This is a genomic window from Streptomyces erythrochromogenes (assembly GCF_036170895.1).
Classification (GTDB): Bacteria; Actinomycetota; Actinomycetes; order Streptomycetales; family Streptomycetaceae; genus Streptomyces; species Streptomyces erythrochromogenes.
In genome coordinates this window covers 3720241-3743767 of sequence record NZ_CP108036.1, presented here as the reverse complement: position 1 = coordinate 3743767, position 23527 = coordinate 3720241, and the positions used below count along the sequence as shown (strand labels likewise).

Here is a 23527-nt window from a genome sequence, read left to right as displayed (position 1 = left end):
TAACGCTTCGTACAGGCAGCGCTACACCCAGTTGCTCAAATCACCGGTTCCGACACTTCTGTTGCGTGTCGAGGGCATATTCAGTCGCGGTTGGTGATCGATTCTTGATCGCTTGGGTGCGCGGAATGGACGCTTCCAAGGGGGCCCGCGACCGAGTCGGGCAGGGCGGAGTGCCGCGCCCGGAGCGCGGGTAGAGGTGAGCGAATGCCCGTGGCGGGGCCGGGCGGTGGCGCCGGCGGCCGCGGGCGCGGTGTGGCCTGGGCCTGGGCCGGATCCGTTACCTGCGGCGCCGGTGGAGGGCGATGGCGGCGGCCGCGCCGCCCGCGATCGCGCCGACTCCGGCCGCTGCCGGGACGCCGACCTTCACGGCCTTGCGGCCGGTCCGATAGTCGCGCAGCCGCCAGTCGTTGGTCCGGGCATGCTTGCGCAGTTTTGTGTCGGGATTGATCGCGTACGGATGTCCGACCAGTGACAGCATCGGGATGTCGTTGTGCGAATCGCTGTACGCGGCGCAGCGTTCGAGGTCGAGGCCCTCGGCGGCGGCCAGGGCGCGGACCGCCTCGGCCTTGGCGGGGCCGTGCAGCGGCTCGCCGACCAGGCGGCCGGTGTAGACCCCGTCGACCGATTCGGCGACGGTGCCCAGGGCGCCGGTCAGGCCCAGCCTGCGGGCGATGATCGTGGCGGTCTCCACGGGTGCGGCGGTGACCAGCCACACCTTCTGCCCGGCGTCGAGGTGGGCCTGGGCCAGGGCGCGGGTGCCCGGCCAGATCCGCTCGGCCATGTACTCGTCGTAGATCTCCTCGCCGATCGCCATCAGCTCGGAGACCTTGTGGCCCTTGACGATGGACAGGGCGCTGTCGCGGGCGTCCTGCATGTGCTCGGGGTCCTCGACCCCGGCGAGCCGGAACCAGGCCTGCTGCCAGGCGAAGCGGGCGAGTTCGCGGCGCCGGAAGAACTCGCGCTTGTAGAGGCCACGGCCGAAGTGGAAGATCGCGGCGCCCTGCATGACGGTGTTGTCGAGGTCGAAGAAGGCGGCTGCGAGGTCGTCGCCGGCGACCGGGAAGACGGGCTCCGCGGGCCCCTCGGCCGGTTCCCCGGCTTCGAGGAGGTCGAGGTCGGCTTCGTCCGTCTCGGCTTCGGCGAGCTGGTCGGCCCCGGCCTGCGCGGTCTTGCGGGCGGCTTCGGCCGAGGCTTCGCCCGCCAGCACGCTGCGTGCGGTGGCGGAGCGCCTGCGAGGGGGGAGCCATCCGAGAGCGGCCATGACGCGAGCATAGCCACTGTGTTCGGGAGTTCCCGAACCGGTGGGAAACGGAGGCGTTAACTCTTCGCGACGCCGCCGGAGGCGGGGGACGGGGCGGAGGCGGGCCGCGCGGGCGCGGGAGAATGGGGGCATGAGCCCTTTGTTGCGCCGTAAAGAGAAGAAGAGTCCCGGCGAGCGGATGGTGACGCTCATCGGGAAGCCGGGGTGCCACCTGTGCGACGAGGCCGAGGAGGTCGTCGCGAAGGTCTGTGCCGAGACCGGTGCGCAATGGGAGAAGAAGGACATCTCGCAGGACGAGGAGCTCTACCGGCTCCACTGGGAGCAGATTCCGGTGGTCCTGGTTGACGGCGAACAGCACACCTTCTGGAGGGTGAACCCGGACCGGCTTCGCCGGGCGTTGGGAGGGTGACTCTCTCCCCGGTTACCATCGTGGGCGATTTGTGGGGTCTGGGGGCGTATCTGTGAGGAGTGTGCACGGTTTTGCCCCCTTTGGTATTTGAACGGGTTCGACGTGCCGTCGGTTCCGGGTTTGCGTACCGAACTCGCGTGACCCCGGTCACTTTGGTCGGACAAAGCGGACACAATCTTTGTGCACGCGTTCACAAAGGCATAGCCTGCTGTCGACGGGGCGGTCCTGGGACAAGAGGCCGCCTGCAGCCCCGCTCATCCCGCAGGAGCATCGTGGCAACTGGCCGAACTCACCGACCGGCGACCCGCAGCCGAGGTATTCCCGAGGCCACTGTCGCCCGGCTTCCGCTGTACTTGCGTGCCCTGACCGCGCTCTCCGAGCGATCGGTCCCCACGGTGTCCTCCGAGGAGCTCGCGGCCGCCGCCGGAGTCAATTCCGCCAAGCTGCGCAAGGACTTCTCGTACCTGGGTTCCTACGGCACCCGAGGCGTCGGCTACGACGTCGAGTACCTCGTCTACCAGATCTCCCGCGAACTCGGCCTGACCCAGGACTGGCCGGTCGTCATCGTCGGCATCGGCAACCTCGGCGCCGCCCTCGCCAACTACGGCGGCTTCTCCGCGCGCGGCTTCCGCGTCGCGGCCCTCATCGACGCCGACCCGGCGATGGCCGGCAAGCCGGTCGCCGGCATGGCCGTGCAGCACACCGACGACCTCGAGAAGATCATCGAGGAGAACGGCGTCTCGATCGGGGTCATCGCGACGCCCGCCGGCGCCGCCCAGCAGGTCAGCGAGCGGCTGATCGCGGCCGGGGTCACCTCCATCCTGAACTTCGCGCCGACCGTGCTGTCCGTGCCGGACGGCGTGGACGTGCGCAAGGTCGACCTCTCCATCGAGCTCCAGATCCTGGCCTTCCACGAGCAGCGCAAGGCCGGCGAGGAGGCTGCCGCGTCCGCCGCCGAGCCCGGCTCCACCGTGGGCGGCGCCGCACCCGCCGCAGCCGTCCTGCCGCCGGCCGGGCGCACCGCCGCCGAGGCGCGCAAGGGCGGTCCCGAGGGTGACGTCCCGGCGGTGATGCCGGCATGAGCCTGCTCGTCGTTGGGCTGAGCCACCGCAGCGCCCCCGTGAGCGTGCTGGAGCGCGCCTCGCTGTCGGCCGACGCCAAGATCAAGCTGCTGCACGACACCCTCGCCGCCGAGCCGGCGACCGAGGCGGCGGTGCTCGCCACGTGCAACCGCATCGAGCTGTACGCGGACGTGGACAAGTTCCACGCCGGTGTCGCCGAGCTGTCCACGCTGCTCGCCCAGCACAGCGGCGTCGCGCTGGAGGAGCTCACCCCGTACCTGTACGTGCACTACGAGGACCGGGCGGTGCACCACCTGTTCTCGGTGGCGTGCGGACTGGACTCGATGGTCGTGGGCGAGGGGCAGATCCTCGGCCAGATCAAGGACGCCCTCGCGCTTGGCCAGGAGCTGCACTCCGCGGGCCGGCTGATCAACGACCTGTTCCAGCAGGCGCTGCGGGTCGGCAAGCGGGCGCACTCGGAGACCGGGATCGACCGCGCCGGCCAGTCGCTGGTGACCTTCGGGCTGGAGCAGCTCGCGGTGGGCACGCCGGTGGCCGAGTGGGCCCGGGGCAAGCGGGCCCTGGTGATCGGCGCCGGGTCGATGTCCTCACTGGCCGCCGCCACCCTCGTGCGGGTCGGCGTCGCCGAGATCGCCGTGGCGAACCGGACCGCCGAGCGGGCGGAGCGACTCGCGGAGATTCTGGTTGCCTCGGGCACCGGGGTCACCGCCCTCGCCATCCCGATGGCCGAGGTCGCCGATGAACTGACACGAGTCGACGTGGTCGTGTCCTGCACCGGAGCCACCGGGCTCGTGCTGACCGCCGACGACGTGCTGGCCGCCGTGTCCTGGGGCGCCGCCCCGGACCCAGCGCCTCAATCCCCCCCGGCTACCGCTGGGAGGGGCCCCCGGACGGGGCTGGAGTTGGCGGGGCTGGACACCGGCGTGCTCGCCCGGCTGGTCGCCGCCGCCGAGGCCGGCGGGCGGATCGCCGACGCCGGAGCCGCGCGGACCATCAGTGCGCCCGCGGACGCCGAGGCCGACGGGTGTCCCGTGGGGCTCGACGGACGCTCCGCGCTGACCGGCGTCGACGCCAACTCCCTGGAACTGCACGGGACCTGGGCCGACCAGGGCGAGGCCGCCGCGCAGCGGCAGCCCCGCCGCAGCGCCCGTACGCAGGCCCACGCCACCGACGTCCGGCTCGCGCTGCTCGACCTGGCCATGCCCAGGGACATCGACGCGGCCGTGCACCGGATCCCCGGCGTCCGGCTCGTGGACATCGAGTCCCTCGCCGAGGCGTCCGCCGACGCGCCGATGGCGGCCGACGTCGACGCCGTACGCGGGATCGTCGCCCAGGAGGTCGCCGCCTTCGGCGCGGCACAGCGGGCCGCCCACATCACGCCCACCGTCGTCGCCCTGCGCGCCATGGCGGCCGAGGTCGTGGCCATGGAAGTGGCCCGCCTCGACGGACGGCTCCCCGACCTCGACGAGCGACAGCGCGCCGAAGTCACCCAGACCGTGCGCCGCGTCGTGGACAAGCTCCTCCACGCCCCGACCGTGCGCGTCAAGCAGCTCGCGAGCGAGCCCGGCGGCGCCGGGTACGCCGACGCACTGCGCGAACTCTTCGACCTCGACCCTCAGACGGTTGCTTCCGTCAGCCGGGCGGACGCGGCCGATCCGAAGAACGACGACCCAGGACGGGCATCATGAACACACGTCCCGACCAGCCGCTGCGGCTCGGTACGCGGCGGAGCAAGCTGGCCATGTCCCAGTCGGGGCACGTCGCCGAGGCGGTCCGGGAGGTCACCGGCCGACCCGTCGAGCTCGTGGAGATCACGACGTACGGCGACGTCTCGCGCGAGCACCTCGCCCAGATCGGCGGGACCGGCGTGTTCGTCACCGCCCTGCGCGACGCGCTGCTGCGCGGCGAGGTCGACTTCGCCGTGCACTCGCTGAAGGACCTGCCGACCACGCAGCCGGACGACCTCGTGATCGCGGCCATGCCGCAGCGCGAGGACGCCCGCGACGCGCTCGTCGCCCGCGACGGCCTGACCTTCGAGCAGCTGCCCGACGGCGCCCGCATCGGCACCGGCTCGCCCCGCCGCACCGCCCAGCTCAACCACCTGGCACGCTCGCTCGGCAAGCGGATCGAGACCGTGCCCATCCGCGGCAACGTCGACACCCGCATCGGATTCGTCCGCGACGGCGAACTCGACGCCGTCGTCCTGGCGGCCGCCGGCCTGAACCGGATCGGCCGCGGTGACGAGGCCACCGACCTGCTGTCCGTCGACAGCATCCTCCCCGCTCCCGGCCAGGGAGCCCTGGCCGTGGAGTGCCCTGCGTCCTCCACGGACCTCATCGCCGCGCTCAGCAGGCTCGACGACCCGCACACCCGGGCCGCAGTGACCGCGGAGCGTTCTCTGCTCGCCGCCCTGGAGGCCGGCTGCAGCGCACCCGTGGGCGCGTTCGCCGACCTGCTGGCCGACGGACGGATTGTCAATGAAATGCGCCTGCGCGGCGTCGTCGGAACCCTCGACGGCTCGACGCTGGTGCAGCTGTCCACCACCGGTCCCGTGCCCCAGTCGTACGACGAGGCCATGGCGCTCGGCCGCGAACTCGCGGACGAGATGCTGGCCAAGGGCGCGGCCGGTCTGATGGGGGAGCGATCGCTTTGAACCCCTCAAGTCCGACCACCTCCGCTTTTCCGGCCGTCGCCGCCCACGGACGCGTCACCTTCCTCGGTGCCGGCCCGGGCGACCCGGGTCTGCTGACGCTGCGCGCCGTCGAGGCGCTCGCCGCCGCGGACGTACTGATCGCGGAACCCGAGGTGCTCGAGGTCGTACGGACGCATGCGCGCGCGGGTGTCGACACGCCGCAGCTGACGGTGGCTGACGAAGTGTCAGCAGCCGCCGGGGTCCCGGTGATCCGGGACGCGGCCAATCTTGTCATGGAGGCCGCACGCTCCGGCAGGCGGGTCGTGCGAGCCGTCACCGGCGACCCCGGACTCGACGGCAACGCCGCCGAGGAGATGCTCGCGTGCGCCAACGAGGGGATCCCCTTCGAGGTGGTGCCCGGCGTCGCGACCGCCGTCGGCGTGCCCGCGTACGCCGGTGTGCCGCTGCGCGACAAGCAGGGCGCGGACGTGCGGTTCGTCGACGCGAAGACCGCGTCGGCGCGCTGCTGGAGCGAGGCCGGGACGAGCGACGGGATCCTCGTCGTCTCCGCGACGCTGGAGACGGCCTCGGCCGCCGCCGCCGAGCTGGTGGGCGCCGGGCGCAAGCCCGACACCCCGCTGACCGTGACCGTCTCCGGCACGACGACGCGGCAGCGGACCTGGTCGGCGACCCTGGGCACGATCGCCCAGGTGTTCAAGCAGGGCAAGGTGCTGCCCTCGCCCGAGGGCGCCCGACCCGTCATATGCGTGGTCGGCGAGCACGGCGCCGCCGCGCGCCGCGAGGACCTGTCCTGGTTCGAGTCGAAGCCGCTGTTCGGCTGGCGGGTCCTCGTACCGCGGACGAAGGAGCAGGCCGCCTCGCTCTCCGACCAGCTGCGTTCCTACGGCGCGGTGCCGCACGAGGTGCCGACGATCGCCGTGGAGCCGCCGCGCACCCCGCAGCAGATGGAGCGCGCGGTCAAGGGCCTGGTGACGGGCCGCTACGAGTGGATCGCCTTCACCTCGGTCAACGCCGTCAAGGCCGTCCGCGAGAAGTTCGAGGAGTACGGGCTCGACGCGCGCGCCTTCGCGGGCATCAAGGTGGCCGCGGTGGGCGAGCAGACCGCGGCCGCGCTGGTGGAGTTCGGCGTGAAGCCGGACCTGGTGCCGAGCGGCGAGCAGTCCGCCGCCGGGCTGCTGGAGGACTGGCCGCCGTACGACCCGGTCTTCGACCCGATCGACCGCGTCTTCCTGCCGCGGGCCGACATCGCCACGGAGACGCTGGTCGCCGGGCTGATCGAGCTCGGGTGGGAGGTCGACGACGTCACCGCCTACCGGACCGTGCGCGCGTCGCCGCCGCCGGCGGACACGCGCGAGGCGATCAAGGGCGGCGGTTTCGACGCCGTTCTCTTCACGTCCTCGTCGACCGTCCGCAACCTGGTCGGCATCGCGGGCAAGCCGCACAACGTGACGGTCATCGCGTGCATCGGGCCGGCGACGGCCAAGACCGCCGAGGAGCACGGCCTGCGGGTCGACGTCCTCTCCCCGGAGCCGTCGGTGTCGAAGCTGGCGGAGGCCCTCGCCGAATACGGCGCGGCGCGCCGCGAGGCGGCCAAGGAGGCCGGCGAGACGGTCTTCCGCCCGAGCGAACGCCGGCCTGGCGCGCGTCGTCGTCGTACGACGTGAGCGGCTTAGCCGGCCGGAGAACGGCGGACGGTACGGGCGAGGGGCCCGGGTGCGGAGCGATTCCGCGCCCGGGCCCCTCGCACGTAATCCCGTTGTGCGGCGGGCCCCTGTCCGGAAAGGATCACCGCCGGACGGAACGGGGACACGGGAGCGGATGACGGACAGGGACGCGCTGCTGGTGGCGGCGGTTCGGGCAGGGAACCTCCGGGAGGTCAACGCCCTGCTGTGGCCCGGGGGTAATCCCGACGCGGCCGACGAGGGCGGCCTGCCGGTGCTGTGCACGGCGGTGGCCGCGTACGACCCCGCCGTGACCGAGGCCCTGGTCGAGGCCGGCGCGGACCCGGACCGGGAACTGCCGGACGGCACGACTCCGCTGCTGAGGGCGATCGAGGGCGGCTCCCCGACGGTGTTCGAGGCTGCCCTGGGCGCCGAGCCGCGGCTCCGGCTCGCACCGCAGCGGCGCACCGAGCTGCTGGAGGCGGCCCGCGGCTGGTACGAGGAGGGCCCGCCGGCCCGGCTGCGCCGCCTGACGGGGGACTCGGGCCCGGTGTGTGCACGGGCCGTCCGGGAGGGCGAGAGCAAGACCCTCACCGAGTACACCGCGGGCGGGCGGCGCGTCCGGGACGGCCACGGCGCGATCCTGACCAGCCTGGAATGGGCCTTCCGGATCCTGACGCCGGTCGCGGAACTGGTCGCCCGCGCGGTACGGCACGCAGACCCGGAACACGCCGACTGGTCGGAGTCCGAGTGGAACCTCACGCAGCGGCGCAGCGCCGAGACCTGGGCCGAGGTGGTGGCCTTCCACCGGCACCCCGATCCGCTGTCGCGTCTCTTCGTCGTCGACGTACTCGACATGCACGCCATGACGGGCGGACTCACGCAGCACGCCGGCTGGTACGAACGCGAACGCCTCAAGCTGCTGGGCGCCTGGGTGGAGGTGGAGGACGACGGCGCCGTCCTGGCCAGGCTGCTGCGGGCCCTGGCCGACGAGGGCCACCCCGGGGCCGAGGCCGTCGGGCTGCGCCGTGTCGGGCATGCCGAGGCGCGAGTACGCCGCGAGGTGCCGGGCCTGCTCGACCGGCCCCTGACCCCGCGGGGGGCCGGAGCCGTACGTGCCCTGTGCCAGGACCCCGACGCCGGCGTACGGTCGGCTGCCGCCGAGGAACTGGCCCGGGAGGCGTTGCAGGCGGAGGACCGCCCGCTGCTCCTGGCCCTGCTCGCCGACGCCGACCCGCAGGTGGTGCGCCGCGCCGCGTACGCCACCGCCTGGGGCGCCGACCGCTCACCGGACGTCGGCGAGGCGCTCGTACGGCTCCTCGGAGCCGAGGACCAGGACGTCCGGCTCAGCGCCGCCCACGGCCTGGCCCTGCGCGACGCCCCGCACACCCCGGAGGCCTACGCCCGCGTGGGACCGCTGGGCCCGGAGTACGAACACGACCACCGGGCCGACGGGCTGTGGCGCTGGAGGAGCAGGAACGAACCCGGCGGGTGAGACCCGTCCGAGCGGACGCGGGGCGGGCTCTAGGCTTGTTGCGACTGCTGTCGATGCTCGAAGAGGCGACTGGAACATGAGCGCGTACGGATCCTTCCCCGGTTCGCGGCCCCGGCGGCTGCGCACCACCCCGGCGATGCGGCGCATGGTCGCGGAGAACCGGCTGCACCCCTCGGACCTGATCCTCCCGGCCTTCGTACGCGAGGGCATCAGCGAGCCCCTCGCCATCTCGGCGATGCCGGGCGTGGTCCAGCACACGCGGGACACGCTGCGTAAGGCGGCCGTGGAGGCGGTCGAGGCGGGCGTCGCGGGCATCATGCTCTTCGGCGTCCCGGCCGACGAGAACAAGGACGCGCGCGGTACGGCGGGCACCGAGCCGGACGGCATCCTCCAGGTCGCGATCCGCGACGTGAAGGCCGAGGTCGGAGACGACCTGGTGATCATGTCGGACCTGTGCCTCGACGAGTACACCGACCACGGCCACTGTGGCGTCCTCGACGAGCACGGCCGCGTCGACAACGACGCGACGCTGGAGCGCTACGCCGAGATGGCGCAGGTCCAGGCCGACGCCGGCGTCCACGTGGTCGGCCCCAGCGGCATGATGGACGGCCAGGTCGGAGTCATCCGCGACGCCCTCGACGAGACCGGGCACGAGGACGTCTCGATCCTCGCCTACACGGCGAAGTACACCTCCGCCTTCTACGGCCCCTTCCGCGAGGCCGTCGCCTCCTCCCTCCAGGGCGACCGCAAGACGTACCAGCAGGACCCGGCGAACGCCCGCGAGTCCCTGCGGGAGCTGGCCCTCGACCTGGAGGAGGGCGCCGACATGGTGATGGTCAAGCCGGCCGGCCCCTACCTCGACATCCTGTACCGGGTCGCGCAGGCCGTGGACGTACCGGTGGCGGCGTACCAGATCAGCGGCGAGTTCGCGATGATCGAGGCGGCCGCGGAGAAGGGCTGGATCGAGCGCGACCGGGCCATCCTGGAGACCCTGCTCGGCATCAAGCGCGCGGGCGCGGACACGATCCTCACCTACTGGGCGACCGAGGTCGCGGGCTGGCTGCGCGAGGCCCGCTGACGCTCCTTTCGTCCTACGGCCAGTCGACGAGGCCGTGGAAGACGATGAAGTCGAAGACGACGGCGGCCGGGGCGATCACGGCCGGCCACACCCTGGCGGCGGCATTGCCCCGCCGCCAGGGCAGCGCCCACGCGGAGAGCAGCACGACCAGGACCACCACCAGGCCGAACCCGAAGACGGGGAAGGCGAGGTTGTAGGAGTCGTCGAACCGGTCGCTCACCGCACCCCCGCAGGAGTCGCAGGCCATCGGAGCCAGCCCGACGAAGAAGAACGCGACGGCCGCCATCGGCAGCGTCAGCAGGGTCGAGACGAGCGGCGCGACGAACGCGCGCGGATGCCGGTCGGCGCCGCTGTCCGGGGCCGGGGTCGGGTTCATGCCTCCAGTGAACTCCGCGACAGAACGGCGAACATGAGTGCGCGTACTCAGGTGCGCGGCGCGGAGGTCTGTGAACCTCATAGGCATACGTGCGCACTTGGCACGTCGTACCGAGAGGTTCTGTATGCAGGCTGAACACCTGTCCGTTGCCGACCAGGCGTCCTGGGAAGCGGCCGTCCGGCACCTGTACGAGGACGCGACCACGTTCAGTGCGACCGGTCCGCGCGCGCACGAGGACTGGCGGGCGGACGTGCTCGCCGTCATGGCGCGCGCCGTCCCCGACCCGCGCGGCTGGGCGGGGCTCGACGACACCGCGAACGAGCGCTCTCAGGAGCACCCGGACTTCCCGTTCTGCCGGCCGGCCGTCAGGGACGATCCGTCCCGCCCGCTCACCCCGGCCGACATCGGGGAACGGTTGCACGAGATCAACCGTGCGAGTGCCGAGAACCTCCTGTTGGCGCTCACCGACGGCGGCTGCACCCTGCAGAACCTCAAAAGGTTCACCGAGAGCTTCGACGAGCTGCGGGACATGGCCCGCACCATCCTCGCCCGCTACGGGGACACGTTCACGTGCTACACCAACGTCACCGTCGGCGCGCGCAAGGACGACACGCTGGACTTCGGAGCGTCCCACTGGGGCTACACCCCGATGACCTTCTACTGGGAGGACGCCGGCCTGGTCATCGTCTCCGACACAGAGGTCGGGTTGTTCTGGACCTTCGCCTGCTGAGCCAGAGGAGGAATCCATGCAGCCCCGATCCACCGATGCCGCCACCTGGGAAGCAGCACTGCTGCGGCTCCTGGAGGAGGTCTACACCTTCGCTTGGAGCGGGCCTCGGTTGCACGAGGACTGGGCCGAGGACGTCTGCGCCGTCATGGAGCGGTCGGTCGCCGACCCACGGGGGTGGGCCGTCCTGGAAACGCACACGCACAAGGTGGGACGGGAGAGCGGCTATCCCTCTTATCCATTCCATGCGCTGACCGCCGACGAATTGCGGGCCGGGCTCCGGCCGATCACGGCCGGCGCCGCCGTCGAGCTGCTCGCCTCGCTCGCGCAGGAATGGTTCTTCGAGAGCAACCCGGTCCGGTTGAGGGAAGACCGGGGCGTGGTGCTGGCGGACGCCCGGACCCTGCTGGACCGCTTCGGCCCGGACGCGGCGCTCTGGACCTCTTCCCGCCTCGCCCGTACTAGCGACGCGCCCGACTTCCTGGCACAGGACCTCAGAAGCGGCCACCCCTTCACCGGCTACATGATGGACCTCGGCCTGATCGCGGTGTCCGCCGACGAGGTCGGAGTCTTCTGGTCGTTCAACGCGCTGTGAGCGCGCGGCGGGGGCTTCGACAGTGCGGGGTGGTGTGGGGGCGGGAGCCGGTCGGGCCTTGGTCAGTGACGCGTATGGGGGTTTCCCGTCAGTCCCATCGTCTCTCCGTGTCGTGCCGGCCTGTCAAGAGCGCTCCTTCGTCACGTCGCTGCGCGATGTCGCTGCGCTCCACCCCTGACAGGCCGTCCCGCCCCGGAAATCCGAAAGACTGCCGGGAAACCCCCAAAGGAACGGGCCGGGAGCAGAAAGACACAGACGGAGCGGCCGGAAGGCGCGGGCGAAGCCCGGAGCGCCCCAAATCGCTACGCGCTCCTGCGATGAGGCGTCTGCCGGCCTCTTGGGCTGGACATAGGCCGCCATCGATCGCTACGCGCTTCTCGATCACGCGGCCGCAGACCGTCTGGGGCCGGTCATAGGCCGCAGAGGCCGGAATTGCCTCCCATGAACGGCGCCAGAGGGCTGTCGCGGGGAGGGAATCCGGCAGATGACGGCTGAGGCGAAGTCGATCCGGGTCTGGGGGGTGGGCGCCTCAAAGATGCTTCAATATGCCCCAAATGCCCCTGTCTGTGCGCGTGGATGGGATCTCACGGTGGCCCTGACAGGGATTGAGTTCGGCTGAGGCGATGGATCGGCCTTTCGGGCCTCTCATTCGCCCCGATCAGCCCCCCAACTGGGGGCGGACGCCCTCTCGGAGGAACGCGTAGCGATCGATGGCGGCCTATGACCGACCACAGGGGCTCGCAGTCGCGTGATCGCGAAGCGCGTAGCGAACTGTGGCGGCTTATGACCAGACCAAGGGGCTCGCAGACGCCTTCCGGTAGGAGCGTGTAGCGAATGTGGGCGGCTTATGACCAGCCCGCGGGGCTGGCAGACGCCTCTCGACAGGAGCGTGTAGCGATCGATGGCGGCTTATGACCAGCCCAAGAGGCTGGCAGACGCCTCTCCACAGGAGCGCGTAGCGATTGGGGGCGCACCGGGCTTCGCCCGCGCAGCGCCCCGCCCCGTCTCTATCTCACTCCCCCCGGCCCGTTCCTTTGGGGGCTTCCCGGCAGTCTTTCGGATCTCCGGGGCGGGACGGGCGGTCAAGGGTGGAGCGCAGCGACATCGCGCAGCGACGCGACGAAGGAGCGCCCTTGAGGGACCGGCACGACACGGAGAGACGATGGGACTGACGGGAAACCCCCATACCCTCTCTGATGCTGCCCGGCCGTACCGCCGCCCCCGTGCCGCCGCCCCACCGATTTCGCCCGGGCCGGCCCGCCCCCGTACCCCCGCCCCGCCGGCCCGTTGTGGTTGCGGTCGCGTCCGTCGGGGCGTGGGCGCACTCTGGAGGGAAGGGTGACCCCTGGAGGTGATGCACCATGGCCACGCTCGTCGGGTGGCATGTGGAGCTCGAATTCACCGAGGAGGGCCACCGCACCAGTGCGGCGGCCCTGGTAAGGCTCGGGGACGGCTCCGAGATCAGGGCGCGGGGCTATGCCTTGCGTCACCCCTCCGACCCGGAGCAGATGAGGGTCGGGGAAGAGATCGCGGGCGCTCGTGCGCTCATGGATCTGGCGCAGCAGATGTTGCAGAAGGCCCACTCGGAGATCGACGAGGCGACGGGCCGTCATTCCTACCCGCTCAACCGCTGAGCGGCGGGCGGACCACCGGCCCGCTGAGGGGCTCCTGCCGGAGCCGCTCAGCGGGTCCTGCTGCGGAAGAGGACGGCGGCCAGGGTCACGGCCACGGCCGTGATGCCCGCGCACCAGGTCAGGGCCGTCCAGGGGGCGCTTCCGGCGGGCTGCGCAAGGAGCAGCGCGCGCAGGGATTCGATCACCGGGGTGAGCGGCTGGTGCTCGGCGAAGCCGTGCAGCCAGCCGGGCATGGTCTCGATGGGGACGAAGGCGCTGGACGGGTAGGGCAGGAACATCATCAGGAAGGTGAAGCCGCCCGCCGCCTCCGGCGTCTTGGCGAGCAGTCCGAGCGTGGCGGCCAGCCACGAGATCGCCGTGATGTACGCGAACAGCAGGCCGGCCGCGGCGAGGAAGGCGGCCGGGCCCGCCTGGGGCCGGAATCCGATCGCGAGGGCGACGGTGAGGACCAGGGTGGTCGAGAGCAGGTTGCGCAGGACGGAGGCCGTGACGTGCCCGGCCAGGATGGGGATGCCGCCGATGTTGAGGGTGCGGAAGCGGTCGATGACGCCGTTGCGCATGTCGTCGGCGACGCTGACGGCGGTGCCGGCCGCGCCGAAGCCCGCGCAGAGCAGCATGGCGCCGGGGACCACGTACGTCACGTACTCCGTCCCGGTGTCGATGGCCCCGCCGAAGAAGTAGACGAAGATCAGCATCAGCATCACGGGCAGCATCAGCGCGGTGATCAGCGCGTCGGGCTGCCGGCTGCTGATGCGCAGGCTGCGGCCGGCCAGGGCGAGGGCGCTCACGGGTGCGGCGGTCATCGGTCGGCTCCCGTCAGGGTGAGGAACACGTCGTCGAGGGTGGCGGTGCGGACGGCGAAGCGGTCCACGGAGGTGCGGTCCGGGTCGAGTTCGTCGAGCAGGGCGCGGACGTGGGAGGCGCTGCCGTCGGTGGCGACGCCGAGGGTGAGGTCGTCCGGGGCGAGGTGGACGGCGCGCGGGACCAGGGCCTCGTAGGCGGCCTGTGTGGTGAGGGTGAGGTCCAGCCGGTGGCCCGCGACGCGGGCCTTGAGCTCGGCCGGGGTTCCCTCGGCGGCGATCCGTCCACCTGCGAGGACGGCGACGCGGTCGGCGAGCCGGTCGGCCTCCTCCAGGTACTGGGTGGTGAGCAGCACGGTCGTGCCGTCGGCGCGCAGTTCCCGTACGAGTTCCCACAGGTCCTGGCGGCTGCGCGGGTCGAGGCCGGTGGTCGGCTCGTCGAGGAAGATCACCTCGGGGCGGGAGACGAGGCTCGCGGCGAGGTCGAGGCGGCGTCGCATACCGCCCGAGTACGTCTTGGCCGTGCGCGCGGCGGCGTCGGCGAGGCCGAAGCGGGTGAGGAGTTCGTCGGCGCGGGTGCGGGCGGCGCGTGGGGCGAGTCCGCTGAGGCGGCCCATCATGCGGAGCATTTCGGCGCCGGTCTGGAGGTCGTCGACGGCCGCGAACTGGCCGGTGAGGCTGATGCGTTCGCGGACGAGGGCCCGCTGGGCGACGGTGTCGTGCCCGGCGACGCGGGCGGTGCCCGCGTCGGGGGCGGTGAGGGTGGCGAGGATCCGGACGGTGGTGGTCTTCCCGGCGCCGTTGGGGCCGAGGAGGGCGAGGACGCTGCCGCGGGGGACGGCGAGGTCGATGCCGTCGAGGACGCGGACGTCGCCGTAGGCCTTGGTCAGTCCGGTGGCGTGGATCCCGAGGGCGCCGGAGGCGTGCGTGGTCATGAGGGGATGTGCTCCCTTCGCGGGCTCTTCTGCGTATGCCTTACGCTCTTCTGTGTAAGTAATACACAGAACTAGGATGGGGGTCAATCGAGGAGTGGGCGGTCATGGCGGACGAGGACGACGAGGGCGGCGAGAGCGGCGGGACCGGCCTCCCGGCCAGCCTGGAAATGGCCTGGGGCCTGCGCGAACGCCCCGGCAAGGGGCCGCGCCCCACGCTCACGCTGCCGCGCATCGTGGAGACGGCCGTGACACTGGCCGCCGGTGAGGGGATGGACGCCGTCTCCATGGGCCGGGTGGCCAAGGAGCTGGGCGTCTCGACGATGTCCCTCTACCGGTACGTCACGGCGAAGGAGGAGCTCTACATCCTGATGTCGGACGCGGGCGTCGGCGCCCCGCCGGCGCTGCCGCCGGAGGCGGAGGGGTGGGGCTGGCGCGAGCTGCTGACCCAGTGGGCGTACGCGCAGCGGGCCGTGCTGATGGCCAACTCCTGGATCCTGCGCATCCCGATCACCGGGGCGCCGGTGAGCCCGAACCAGCTGGCCTGGATGGAGCGCGGGCTGGCGGCGATGGCCGGCGCGGCCCTGACCGAGGGCGAGAAGATCTCGACGATCATCCTGATCGGCGGCCTGGTCCGCAACGAGGCGACCATGGCCGCGGACATGATGGACGCCATCGTGAAGTCCGGCGTCGCACCGGACCAGGTCCTGGGCCAGTACGTGCGCACGCTGCGGCTGATGACGGGCCCGGACAGCCACCCGGCCGTGACGCGACTGCTGGAGTCGGACGCTTTCACGGGCTCGGACGAGCCGGACTTCCAGTTCCGCTTCGGCCTGGACCGGATCCTGGACGGGCTCGCGGCGCTGGTGGAGGGGCGGGCGGGGGACTGACGGGGGCTCCGGCGGGTCGGGATTGGAGACGCGACGGCGGCGGTGTGGGGAGCGGGATGCGCTCGGGCGGGAGTCAGATGCGTTCTGGGGTTTTCCCGTCCGTCCGATGGTTTTCCGGGTCGTGCCGGTCCCTCAAGGGCGCTCGTTCCTCGCGTCGCTTCGCGATGGCCTTCGGCCACCCTTGACCGCCCGCCCCGCCCCGGAACGACAAGGACCGCCGGAAAACCCCAAAAGAACGAGCCGGTCCAAGTTTCCAGGGACGGGTGTCGGCGCTGCCCGGGCGGAGCCCGGAGCGCCCCACATCGCTACGCGCTCCTGTTTGGAGGCGTCTGCGAGCCCCTGTGGCTGGGCACAAGGCGCCATCGATCGCTACGCGCTTCGCCCTGACCGCGTCCGGCCCTGGTCAGGGGCTGATGGGGGCGGAGTTCCGGCAGGTCAGACGGGTGGCAGTAGGTCGCTCTCGCTGACGGTGTACGTCAACGAGGGGTAAGTGAAGGCCGTTTCGTCGTTCTCGCGGCGCCGCAGTCGGTAGAACTCGCGCCGCTGCTCTGCGTCGGCTGATGTGAGGCGCGCGCCCTGCGGGAGGTAGGGGTGTCCGTCGCGAAACCGAAGGAAGGTCTTCGACGTTCTGAACGTCACGCCCAGCCAGTGGTTATCCGCCGTCGGGACGGCGTCCAGCACGATCTTGTGCTTGAAGCGCCGATTCGACTCGACGGAGAACACGACCACACTGTTGTGGGTGAGGGGGATCTCGAACCTGTCCGAATCCGACTCCTTCGATTCGAAGACCAGCTTCCGTGGGTCCGCTTCGGGGTGCTGGTAGCAGGAGAAGACGGCGATGAAGGAATCATCGGCCAGATCCAGGGCCTGGTCGGAATGGCTGCCCATGGCTCTGTAGGCGTTCGTGTAGCTCTCGATGAGCGCGTTGTTGAATCCGACAGGGATCGCCGCGTGTTCTTGGATCTGGTGCGCCAGCCATTCGTGCACCGTGCGGAAACGTTGTATGGGCCTGCTGTATTGGGTAGTGGTGCGTACGAGAGGGACTCCATTCGCCTCGTCGACCCTGGTGAGCGTGGCGCCTCGCCGGCCCTTCCCGACGTCTTCCCAGCAGATCGACGCGGACAGCTCCGCGAAGAGATCCCGCCCGGTCGGCACGGAATGCGAGGTGATCCTAGACCCGGGGGGCAACGTAGTCTCCCGTGTTCATGCTGAAGAGGAACCTGTCGCCGTAGTCGATGAAGGACGACGTCCTGTTCTCCTCGGCGTACAGCCCGCGCAGCTCGTCCATGCCCTCAGGTGTGGGCGGACCCAGCTCCACCAGTCCGTCTGCCACCTTGAGGAACGTACGGCCGCTCTTGTGGACCGCCTCGGCGCTCGAACAGCGCACCACGTATCCCAGTCGGGTCGGGAGCATGTCGGCGTCCAACGTCGAGGGTCGGATTTCGTGCGTGTACAGACGGTTGGTGGACAGGGGCATGAAGAACACGGAGCCGGGATAAAGGGTGACGGTGAACTGCGAGGGCAGCGCGTCCGTTGCCGGTTCCTTGAGACGGAAATGCAGCCGGGTCAGCCCGCTGGCGCGCTTCACACCGTAGTCGAAGGCGTCTTCCGCCATCGGATGGAGCTTGTCGAGACCGTCGTAGAAGGTGCAGAAGGCCATGATTCCGTTGGCGGGCATGTCCTTCGTCTTGTCGGCATGGGCCGATATCTTCGCCTTGGACTGCTTGCGCTCGGCCGTGGCCAGGGTGTTGTGATAAACCTGCGCCAGCACGTGATTGAGCGGTGCCTGATTCCGGAATACGGTGGAGGCCTCGCGGTTCAGAGCCTCGACGATTCGGTTGTCCGTCGGACGAAACCCCTCGGTCGGTCCCGACAGATTCGTGGAGCACCGCAGCAGACGGAAGTGCAGGTCGTCACCGTCCTGTGTGACGGGTGTCAGATAGATCCCGCTCCGACGAGCCGTTCCGGGCTTGGTGGACTCCGTCAGCGACTGAAAGGCGTGCTCCGCGCGGATCCGCCCGAAGTGATCGGCGTCGAGGTCGAAGAAGCGGCGGTAGTACACCCCCGCGCCGTGCGCCCGAAGGGGAACCCGGCCGCCATCGACGACGGTCCACCCCGTGTCGATGTCCCCATGGAACAGCTCGCGGACGACGAACACCCGCTCCGCCGAAACCAGTTGCTGTCTGCCGATCTCGGAGGCGTCCCCGCACAGGTAGACGGTCTTCTGCGCGAGGTCTGCCGACCCCAGCTGCTCCGGCGTGATCGTGGACCCGAAGAAGTCCCTGACCAACTGGTCGTCCTGCAACGCCGAGGGCGCCACCAGGATGTTGCTCGCATCATCGATGCAGGCCTCTGTCAGCCCTGCCGGGTGCATCGAACGGCACCTCCCCTTCGTAGATCTTGATCGAGTGAACCGTGGACCAGCCCAAGACGGCCTGCGGACGCCGTCTTGGAAGAGCGCGTAGCGATCTGGGGCGTTCCCCGACCGCCCCGCGCATCGCTGATCTCCCCGATGGTCTCTTGTCGCCCGGCTCGTTCTTTTGGGGTTTTCCGGCGGTCCTTGTAGTTCCGGGGCGGGACGGGCGGTCAAGGGTGGCCGAAGGCCATCGCGCAGCGACGCGACGAAGGAGCGCCCTTGAGGGACCGGCCCGACCCGGAAAACCATCGGACGGACGGGAAAACCCCAGAACGGCCCCGACTCCCGGCCGGCGCAGATGCCGTCCCCGTGCTGCGGCTCCGGTTCGCGACGAGCCTCTCTCTGTCTGCCGCCGCTCACCGCGGGCTAGCGAGCGAGCCAGCCCGTCAGCGCCGTCCAGCTCGCCGGCGCGAGCGCCAGGATCGGCCCGTCCTGGACCTTCGAGTCCCTGACGTGCACCGTGTCCGGGCCGGTGGCCACCTCGACGCACTGGCCGCCGTCGCTGCCGCTGTACGAGGACTTGCGCCAGCCCACGGCGACCTCCAGGCAGGCGCCGCCTTCACTGCCGCTGTAGCTGGACTTGAACCACTTCAGTGCGGTCGTGGCGCTCATGTCTCTCCTGCCAGGCGGTCCAACAGGCCCCGTGTCTGCTCGGTGTTGAGGGCCTGAGTCCGCAGCATTGCATACTTGCGCGCCATGATGCTGACCTCATCGGGGGCGGAGATGAGCTGGCTGCCGCGTTGGGTTTCGGTGTAGCCGAGGTGCTGATGGTCCGGTGTTTCGAGGAGGATGAACGGGCCGTCGAGAGCGGCATGCGAGGTCCGTCCCAGCGGCAGCACCTGGAGGCTCACGTCCGGCAGACCAGTGCACGTGTGGAGGTGGCGCAGCTGCTCCGCGTACACCTCGTCCCCGCCGAGCCGGTCGCGTAGTACCGCCTCCCAGACCACGAAGCTCAGCGTCGGAGGAGTGCTGCGGCGCAGGATTTCCTGGCGGGCGAGGCGGCGGGCGGTCAGGGCCTCGATCTCCGCCTCCGGGTAGGCCGGGACGCGGCACCTGAAGACGGCCCGGGCGTAGTTCTCCGTCTGGAGCAGGCCAGGTACCACCTGGTTGTCGAACCAGGACAGCGCGACCGCGCTGTCCTCAAGGTCCATGTACTCCTCCGCCCACGGTGGAGTCGCATCGATCGCCGGCATTCCGTTGGCCGCCAGTGTCAGCAGTCCCGGCAACCCCAGGTGCTGGTCCATCAGTTCGGCGACGTTCGGCATCAGGGCCCGCCGTCCCTGCTCGATCGACGCGATCGTCTCCGCGTCCAGGCGGACCAGCTCGCCCAGCTGGCGCTGGGTCAGGTTCTTGGCGACTCGGCCGGCGGCCACCTGCGAGCCGACCATCTTCATGGTCGTCGCGTTCGGCCGTGCGCGTTTCCTCGGTGGCATGACGACGAACTCCCCACCCGAACATGCGGAATACCCCGTGCGGACCCGTACTCATCGAGGAGTACGGGTCGGCGCTCAGCCACACGCTAGTGACGCAGCGCGACGATCGTCCCGTGAATCCAACTATTCAGGCGGCGCTCGTGCGCGAGCGGCTCTACCTGCGCTCACCCCGGACCGTCGCAGCTGCGCGCCAGTTCACACGTGACACCTTGCGGGCGTGGGACGCCCACGACCGCCTCGACGACGTGTTGCTCTGTGTGAGCGAGCTGGCGACCAACGCCCTCCGCTACGGCGTCCCGCCCGGCCGCGGTTATCTCCTGCGGCTGTTCGGCTTCGAGGACGCGACCGTGCGGGCCGAGGTGCACGACAGCGGGCCGGGCCTGTCGCGGATCACTGACCGGCCGCACGGGCGGGGCCTCACCCTCGTCCAGGCGCTCGCCGACGAGTGGGGGGTGCTGGCGCGCACGCCCGGAAAAGTCGTCTGGTGCGAGTTCCGGAACGCCCCCGACTGCCGGAATCAGCCGGGGGGTACTCGCGCACGGGGTGACCGGATCAGGCGGGCTGCTCCGGGGCGGTCGCCTTGATCACCGAGAACGTGCCGCCCTGGGGGTCGGCGAGGACGGCCATGCGGCCCGCCACCATGTCGAAGGCCGGGGCCATGACGTTGCCCCCTGCGCGCACCGCGGCGGCCTGGATCTCGTCGACGTCGTCGACGTGGAAGTACGGCATCCAGTGCGGCGGCACGCCGGCCGGCAGCTTGGCGAGGTCCATCATCCCGCCGACGGCGCGGTCGCCGACCTTGAACTCGGTGTACTCCCCGGCGTCCGGCATCTCGGACCTCGCCGTGGTGACGGGGAGGATGGAGGTGTAGAAGGCGGCCGCGGCGGGGACGTCGCCGGTGCTCAGCTCGTTCCAGATCAGGGCGCCGTGCTCGTTGACGATGCCCGCGCCGTCGAAGGTGCCGGCCTGCCACAGTCCGACGACGGCGCCGGTCGGGTCGGTGATCACGGCCATCCGGCCGAGGTCCATGACGTCCATCGCGCCCATCATCACCGAGCCGCCCGCGTCGGTGACCGACTTCAGGGTGGAGTCGATGGAGTCCGTGGCCAGGTACGTGGTCCACGCGGTCGGCGGCATCGGGTCGGGCACGGTCCCGTCCGGGTTGCTCGCCTTCATGATGCCGGCGACGGGCTTGCCCTTGAGGAGGCAGACGGAGTAGCCGCCCTGCTCGGCCGGGCCGACCTCGCCCTGCCAGCCGAAGAGGTCGCAGTAGAAGTCGAGGGCCGCCTGCTGGTCGGGGACCATCAGGTCGATCCAGCACGGGGTGCCGGGCTTGTAGGGGCCGTTCATGTCGGGCACGGATGCCTCCGCTGGTGGATGGGGGAAGGACGCGCCGTCCCCTACCCGGCCCGCATACCCCGAATCGGCCCATTCGGGTGACCGTCGAACCCTTGGGGCGGCTCACCAGCCGCTGATATCTTCTTCTCGGATCGTATATACAGCGGCGTTGCGACCTGGAGGCGGCCATGTCCAGAACGGTGATCGACCTGGACGACGACGCGCTCGCCGAAGCCGCGCAGCTCCTGGGCACCACGACGAAGAAGGACACCGTCAACGCGGCGCTGCGGGAGATCGCGGACCGCAGGCGACGGGCGGCGGCCATCGAGCGGATGCGGCAGATGGTCGACGAGGGCGAGATCGACTTCAGGACGATCGAGCACGGCGACGCCGACGCCGACGCCGACGGTCTGGCCGACGGCAAGGGGCAGTCGGCCGCGTGAGCGAAAACTTCCTCATCGACACGAGCGCGCTCGTGCGGTTCTACCGGCGGCAGGCCGGATCCGAGTGGGACCAACTGGTCGAGTCGGGCCGCGTGGGGCTGTGCGAGCCGGTCCGGCAGGAGTTCCTGCGAGCGGTCGGCGGCCGGCCCGCCTACTACGAGGCCGACGGCCTCCTGCGGGCGGTGTTCCCCTACTGGACCGCACGCGATGCGGTGTGGACCGGGACGGAAGCCCTCCAGCGGCAGTTGGCGGACGCCGGTGCGCACCAGTGCGCGAGCCCCGTGGACCTGCTCGTGGCCGTCATCGCGCAGCAGCACGGGCTGACGGTCCTCCACCAGGACGCCGACTTCGAGACGATTGCCGAGGTCACGGGGCAGCCGGTACGGCGCATCCTGGGCTGACGGGAACGCGACGGCCCCCGGCGTATCCGCCGGGGGCCGTCGCGTGGATCAGGGGATGAGGTCAGAGCTTCTCGGGGGTGCGGATGCCCAGGAGGGACATGCCCTTCGAGAGGGTGCGGGCCGTCAGCTCGCACAGGAACAGGCGGTTCTCGCCCACGACGAGCTCCGGCTCCGGCTTCACGACCGGGCACTCGGTGTAGAACGTCGTGAACAGCGACGACAGCTGGTAGAGGTACGCCGCCACCTTGTGCGGGGCGTGCTCCGCGGCCGCCTCGGCGATCAGCTCGCCGAAGCCGTCCAGGTGCAGGCCCAGCGCGCGCTCCGCCGGGGCCAGCTCCAGCTCCGGGTGGGCGACCGGCTTGCGGTCACCGGCCCGGCGCAGGATCGACCTGATCCGGGCGTACGCGTACTGCAGGTACACGGACGTGTCGCCGTTCAGCGAGACCATCTGGTCCAGGTCGAACTTGTAGTCCCGCGACGCCGACGTCGACAGGTCGGCGTACTTCACCGCGCCGATGCCGACGTACTGGCCGTTCTCGACGATCTCCGCCTCCGTCAGGCCCACCTTCTCGGCCTTCTCCCGGACCACGGCGGTCGCCCGCTCCACCGCCTCGTCCAGCAGGTCCACCAGCCGGACCGTCTCGCCCTCACGGGTCTTGAACGGCTTGCCGTCCTTGCCGAGTACGGTGCCGAAGGCCAGCTGCACGGCCTTGACGTCGTCGTTCAGCCAGCCCGCCCGGCGCGCCGTCTCGAAGACCATCTTGAAGTGCAGCGACTGCCGCGCGTCGACCACGTAGATCAGCTCGGTCGCGCCGAGGTTGGTCACGCGGTCCCGGATGGCCGACAGGTCGGTGGCCGCGTAGCCGAAGCCGCCGTCCGACTTCTGCACGATCAGCGGGGTCGGGTTGCCGTCCGGACCCTTGACGTCCTCGAAGAACACGCACAGCGCACCGTTGGAGCGGACCGCGACGCCCGACTCCTCCAGCAGCTTGCACGTCTCGACCAGCATGTCGTTGTAGCCGGACTCGCCGACCACGTCCGGGTCCTGGATGTCCATGTCCAGCTTGTTGAAGACGGAGTAGAAGTAGATCTTCGACTCGTCCACGAACCGCTGCCACAGGGCCAGCGTCTCCGGCTCGCCCGCCTGCAGGTCCACCACCCGCGCCCGGGCCCGCGTCTTGAACTCCTCGTCGGAGTCGAAGAGGGCGCGCGAGGCCTTGTAGAGGCGGTTGAGGTTGGACATGGCCTCCTCGCCGGAGACCTCCGAGTCCGACTTGTGGTCCAGCTCGTGCGGGTGCTCCAGCAGGTACTGGATGAGCATGCCGAACTGGGTGCCCCAGTCGCCGATGTGGTGGCGCCGGATCACCTTCTCGCCCGTGAACTCCAGGATCTCCACCATCGCCGCACCGATCACCGCGGACCGCAGGTGCCCGACGTGCATCTCCTTGGCGACGTTCGGCTGCGCGTAGTCGATCACCGTCGTGCCGGCGGAGGCGTTCAGCGGGACGCCGAGCCGGTCGTCCGCCGCGCGGGCGGCCAGCGTCGAGATGATCGCCCCGTCGGCGACGGTGATGTTCAGGAAGCCCGGGCCCGAGACCTCGATCTCCTTGATCAGGTCACCGGTCGGGATGCCCTCGACCACGGTCGTGGCCAGCTCGCGCGGGTTGGCCTTCGCCTTCTTCGCGAGCGCCAGGATGCCGTTGGCCTGGAAGTCGGCCCGGTCGCTTCGTCGCAGCAGCGGGTCGGCGCCACCGGCCTCCGGCAGGGCGGAGGCGAGGGCGTCGGCGACGCGCTGGTTGACGGACGAAGCGAGCGAAGGGACCGAGGCCATGAGCTGCCGTTCCTGTGAGGTCTGGTACTGGGGTCGGACTTGGGTCTTCCGACAAGTGCCGAGTATCCCACG

General features: G+C 70.7%; 24 protein-coding genes. 14 read left to right on the top strand and 10 right to left on the bottom strand.

The window, feature by feature from the left end; translation table 11 throughout:
- Positions 1–277 precede the first annotated feature (277 nt).
- Positions 278–1261, bottom strand: coding sequence for an HAD family hydrolase (locus tag OHA91_RS16885; RefSeq protein ID WP_328739559.1), 984 nt, complete (start codon positions 1259–1261; stop codon positions 278–280).
- A 130-nt stretch (positions 1262–1391) separates the two neighbouring features.
- On the opposite strand from OHA91_RS16885, the gene OHA91_RS16880 reads away from it, so the two are divergent.
- The 7 genes from OHA91_RS16880 to hemB all read left to right on the top strand — a co-directional run bounded on the left by OHA91_RS16880 (position 1392) and on the right by hemB (position 9639).
- Positions 1392–1670: a glutaredoxin family protein gene (locus OHA91_RS16880; protein WP_031155320.1), complete on the top strand. Its 279-nt coding sequence runs from the start codon at positions 1392–1394 to the stop codon at positions 1668–1670.
- Between the two features lie 272 nt (positions 1671–1942).
- Entirely contained in the window at positions 1943–2752 is an 810-nt protein-coding gene (locus OHA91_RS16875) for a redox-sensing transcriptional repressor Rex (RefSeq protein WP_031155322.1), read from the top strand.
- A complete protein-coding gene (locus OHA91_RS16870) occupies positions 2749–4440 on the top strand; it encodes a glutamyl-tRNA reductase (RefSeq protein ID WP_031155324.1) in 1692 nt (563 codons plus the stop codon). Before OHA91_RS16875 ends, OHA91_RS16870 begins: the two co-directional genes overlap by 4 nt.
- A complete protein-coding gene (gene hemC / locus OHA91_RS16865; RefSeq protein ID WP_031155326.1) occupies positions 4437–5405 on the top strand; it encodes a hydroxymethylbilane synthase in 969 nt (322 codons plus the stop codon). Before OHA91_RS16870 ends, hemC begins: the two co-directional genes overlap by 4 nt.
- Positions 5402–7069, top strand: coding sequence for a bifunctional uroporphyrinogen-III C-methyltransferase/uroporphyrinogen-III synthase (locus OHA91_RS16860; RefSeq protein ID WP_031155329.1), 1668 nt, complete (start codon positions 5402–5404; stop codon positions 7067–7069). Before hemC ends, OHA91_RS16860 begins: the two co-directional genes overlap by 4 nt.
- A 154-nt stretch (positions 7070–7223) precedes the next feature.
- Complete coding sequence (locus tag OHA91_RS16855; protein WP_328739558.1) at positions 7224–8561, top strand: ankyrin repeat domain-containing protein; 1338 nt, start codon at positions 7224–7226, stop codon at positions 8559–8561.
- 76 nt (positions 8562–8637) lie between these two features.
- Positions 8638–9639 (top strand): porphobilinogen synthase, encoded by a 1002-nt coding sequence (gene hemB, locus OHA91_RS16850; protein WP_266498754.1) that lies wholly within the window; start codon positions 8638–8640, stop codon positions 9637–9639.
- Positions 9640–9652: 13 nt separating this feature from the next.
- Here the strand turns inward: hemB and OHA91_RS16845 are convergent, their stop codons facing one another.
- The gene (locus tag OHA91_RS16845) at positions 9653–10015 is read right to left on the bottom strand and encodes a hypothetical protein (protein ID WP_328739557.1); all 363 of its coding nucleotides are present in this window, start codon (positions 10013–10015) and stop codon (positions 9653–9655) included.
- 124 nt (positions 10016–10139) lie between these two features.
- Here OHA91_RS16845 and OHA91_RS16840 point away from each other — a divergent pair, with 124 nt between their 5' ends.
- From OHA91_RS16840 to OHA91_RS16830, 3 genes are all read left to right on the top strand, one after another.
- Positions 10140–10745: a hypothetical protein gene (locus OHA91_RS16840; RefSeq protein WP_031155339.1), complete on the top strand. Its 606-nt coding sequence runs from the start codon at positions 10140–10142 to the stop codon at positions 10743–10745.
- A gap of 16 nt (positions 10746–10761) precedes the next feature.
- Positions 10762–11337: a hypothetical protein gene (locus OHA91_RS16835; RefSeq protein WP_328739556.1), complete on the top strand. Its 576-nt coding sequence runs from the start codon at positions 10762–10764 to the stop codon at positions 11335–11337.
- A 1361-nt stretch (positions 11338–12698) separates the two neighbouring features.
- Positions 12699–12971, top strand: a complete 273-nt coding sequence (locus tag OHA91_RS16830; protein ID WP_030027023.1) for a DUF1876 domain-containing protein — start codon at positions 12699–12701, stop codon at positions 12969–12971.
- Between the two features lie 47 nt (positions 12972–13018).
- On the opposite strand, the gene OHA91_RS16825 is transcribed toward OHA91_RS16830, so the two are convergent.
- Positions 13019–13774: an ABC transporter permease gene (locus OHA91_RS16825; RefSeq protein WP_328739555.1), complete on the bottom strand. Its 756-nt coding sequence runs from the start codon at positions 13772–13774 to the stop codon at positions 13019–13021.
- Positions 13771–14706 carry a daunorubicin resistance protein DrrA family ABC transporter ATP-binding protein gene (locus OHA91_RS16820; RefSeq protein ID WP_031155347.1) on the bottom strand — a complete coding sequence of 312 codons (936 nt, stop codon included), beginning with the start codon at positions 14704–14706 and terminating at the stop codon, positions 13771–13773. Before OHA91_RS16820 ends, OHA91_RS16825 begins: the two co-directional genes overlap by 4 nt.
- Positions 14707–14810: 104 nt before the next feature.
- Between OHA91_RS16820 and OHA91_RS16815 the strand changes: the two genes are divergently transcribed.
- On the top strand, positions 14811–15593 hold the full coding sequence (locus tag OHA91_RS16815; protein ID WP_328739554.1) for a TetR/AcrR family transcriptional regulator: 783 nt from the start codon (positions 14811–14813) through the stop codon (positions 15591–15593).
- A gap of 435 nt (positions 15594–16028) precedes the next feature.
- Here OHA91_RS16815 and OHA91_RS16810 read toward each other — a convergent pair whose 3' ends face one another.
- From OHA91_RS16810 to OHA91_RS16795, 4 genes are all read right to left on the bottom strand, one after another.
- Positions 16029–16781, bottom strand: a complete 753-nt coding sequence (locus OHA91_RS16810; RefSeq protein ID WP_328739553.1) for an alpha-ketoglutarate-dependent dioxygenase AlkB — start codon at positions 16779–16781, stop codon at positions 16029–16031.
- Positions 16765–17967 (bottom strand): hypothetical protein, encoded by a 1203-nt coding sequence (locus OHA91_RS16805; RefSeq protein ID WP_328739552.1) that lies wholly within the window; start codon positions 17965–17967, stop codon positions 16765–16767. Before OHA91_RS16805 ends, OHA91_RS16810 begins: the two co-directional genes overlap by 17 nt.
- Before the next feature lie 408 nt (positions 17968–18375).
- Positions 18376–18621 carry a DUF397 domain-containing protein gene (locus OHA91_RS16800; RefSeq protein ID WP_328739551.1) on the bottom strand — a complete coding sequence of 82 codons (246 nt, stop codon included), beginning with the start codon at positions 18619–18621 and terminating at the stop codon, positions 18376–18378.
- Positions 18618–19442: a helix-turn-helix domain-containing protein gene (locus OHA91_RS16795; RefSeq protein ID WP_328739550.1), complete on the bottom strand. Its 825-nt coding sequence runs from the start codon at positions 19440–19442 to the stop codon at positions 18618–18620. The genes OHA91_RS16800 and OHA91_RS16795 overlap by 4 nt, the downstream gene beginning before the upstream one ends.
- 113 nt (positions 19443–19555) lie before the next feature.
- Between OHA91_RS16795 and OHA91_RS16790 the strand changes: the two genes are divergently transcribed.
- Positions 19556–20026 (top strand): ATP-binding protein, encoded by a 471-nt coding sequence (locus tag OHA91_RS16790; RefSeq protein ID WP_328739549.1) that lies wholly within the window; start codon positions 19556–19558, stop codon positions 20024–20026.
- Here the strand turns inward: OHA91_RS16790 and OHA91_RS16785 are convergent.
- Positions 19995–20792: a VOC family protein gene (locus OHA91_RS16785; protein ID WP_266499893.1), complete on the bottom strand. Its 798-nt coding sequence runs from the start codon at positions 20790–20792 to the stop codon at positions 19995–19997. The genes OHA91_RS16790 and OHA91_RS16785 overlap by 32 nt on opposite strands.
- Positions 20793–20968: 176 nt before the next feature.
- Here OHA91_RS16785 and OHA91_RS16780 point away from each other — a divergent pair, with 176 nt between their 5' ends.
- On the top strand, positions 20969–21223 hold the full coding sequence (locus OHA91_RS16780) for a type II toxin-antitoxin system VapB family antitoxin (protein ID WP_328739548.1): 255 nt from the start codon (positions 20969–20971) through the stop codon (positions 21221–21223).
- Entirely contained in the window at positions 21220–21624 is a 405-nt protein-coding gene (locus OHA91_RS16775; RefSeq protein WP_328739547.1) for a PIN domain nuclease, read from the top strand. Before OHA91_RS16780 ends, OHA91_RS16775 begins: the two co-directional genes overlap by 4 nt.
- A 61-nt stretch (positions 21625–21685) precedes the next feature.
- Here the strand turns inward: OHA91_RS16775 and argS are convergent, their stop codons facing one another.
- Positions 21686–23455, bottom strand: coding sequence for an arginine--tRNA ligase (gene argS, locus OHA91_RS16770; RefSeq protein ID WP_266498722.1), 1770 nt, complete (start codon positions 23453–23455; stop codon positions 21686–21688).
- Positions 23456–23527 lie beyond the last annotated feature (72 nt).

Coding starts and splice junctions, on each gene's coding strand:
- argS (WP_266498722.1), bottom strand. CDS start 23,455: ATGGCCTCGGTCCCTTCGCTCGCTTCGTCCGTCAACCAGCGCGTCGCC.
- OHA91_RS16845 (WP_328739557.1), bottom strand. CDS start 10,015: ATGAACCCGACCCCGGCCCCGGACAGCGGCGCCGACCGGCATCCGCGC.
- OHA91_RS16840 (WP_031155339.1), top strand. CDS start 10,140: ATGCAGGCTGAACACCTGTCCGTTGCCGACCAGGCGTCCTGGGAAGCG.
- OHA91_RS16820 (WP_031155347.1), bottom strand. CDS start 14,706: ATGACCACGCACGCCTCCGGCGCCCTCGGGATCCACGCCACCGGACTG.
- OHA91_RS16825 (WP_328739555.1), bottom strand. CDS start 13,774: ATGACCGCCGCACCCGTGAGCGCCCTCGCCCTGGCCGGCCGCAGCCTG.
- OHA91_RS16880 (WP_031155320.1), top strand. CDS start 1,392: ATGAGCCCTTTGTTGCGCCGTAAAGAGAAGAAGAGTCCCGGCGAGCGG.
- OHA91_RS16830 (WP_030027023.1), top strand. CDS start 12,699: ATGGCCACGCTCGTCGGGTGGCATGTGGAGCTCGAATTCACCGAGGAG.
- OHA91_RS16800 (WP_328739551.1), bottom strand. CDS start 18,621: ATGAGCGCCACGACCGCACTGAAGTGGTTCAAGTCCAGCTACAGCGGC.
- hemC (WP_031155326.1), top strand. CDS start 4,437: ATGAACACACGTCCCGACCAGCCGCTGCGGCTCGGTACGCGGCGGAGC.
- OHA91_RS16805 (WP_328739552.1), bottom strand. CDS start 17,967: ATGCACCCGGCAGGGCTGACAGAGGCCTGCATCGATGATGCGAGCAAC.
- OHA91_RS16795 (WP_328739550.1), bottom strand. CDS start 19,442: ATGCCACCGAGGAAACGCGCACGGCCGAACGCGACGACCATGAAGATG.
- OHA91_RS16855 (WP_328739558.1), top strand. CDS start 7,224: ATGACGGACAGGGACGCGCTGCTGGTGGCGGCGGTTCGGGCAGGGAAC.
- OHA91_RS16785 (WP_266499893.1), bottom strand. CDS start 20,792: ATGAACGGCCCCTACAAGCCCGGCACCCCGTGCTGGATCGACCTGATG.
- hemB (WP_266498754.1), top strand. CDS start 8,638: ATGAGCGCGTACGGATCCTTCCCCGGTTCGCGGCCCCGGCGGCTGCGC.
- OHA91_RS16815 (WP_328739554.1), top strand. CDS start 14,811: ATGGCGGACGAGGACGACGAGGGCGGCGAGAGCGGCGGGACCGGCCTC.
- OHA91_RS16835 (WP_328739556.1), top strand. CDS start 10,762: ATGCAGCCCCGATCCACCGATGCCGCCACCTGGGAAGCAGCACTGCTG.
- OHA91_RS16870 (WP_031155324.1), top strand. CDS start 2,749: ATGAGCCTGCTCGTCGTTGGGCTGAGCCACCGCAGCGCCCCCGTGAGC.
- OHA91_RS16780 (WP_328739548.1), top strand. CDS start 20,969: ATGTCCAGAACGGTGATCGACCTGGACGACGACGCGCTCGCCGAAGCC.
- OHA91_RS16885 (WP_328739559.1), bottom strand. CDS start 1,261: ATGGCCGCTCTCGGATGGCTCCCCCCTCGCAGGCGCTCCGCCACCGCA.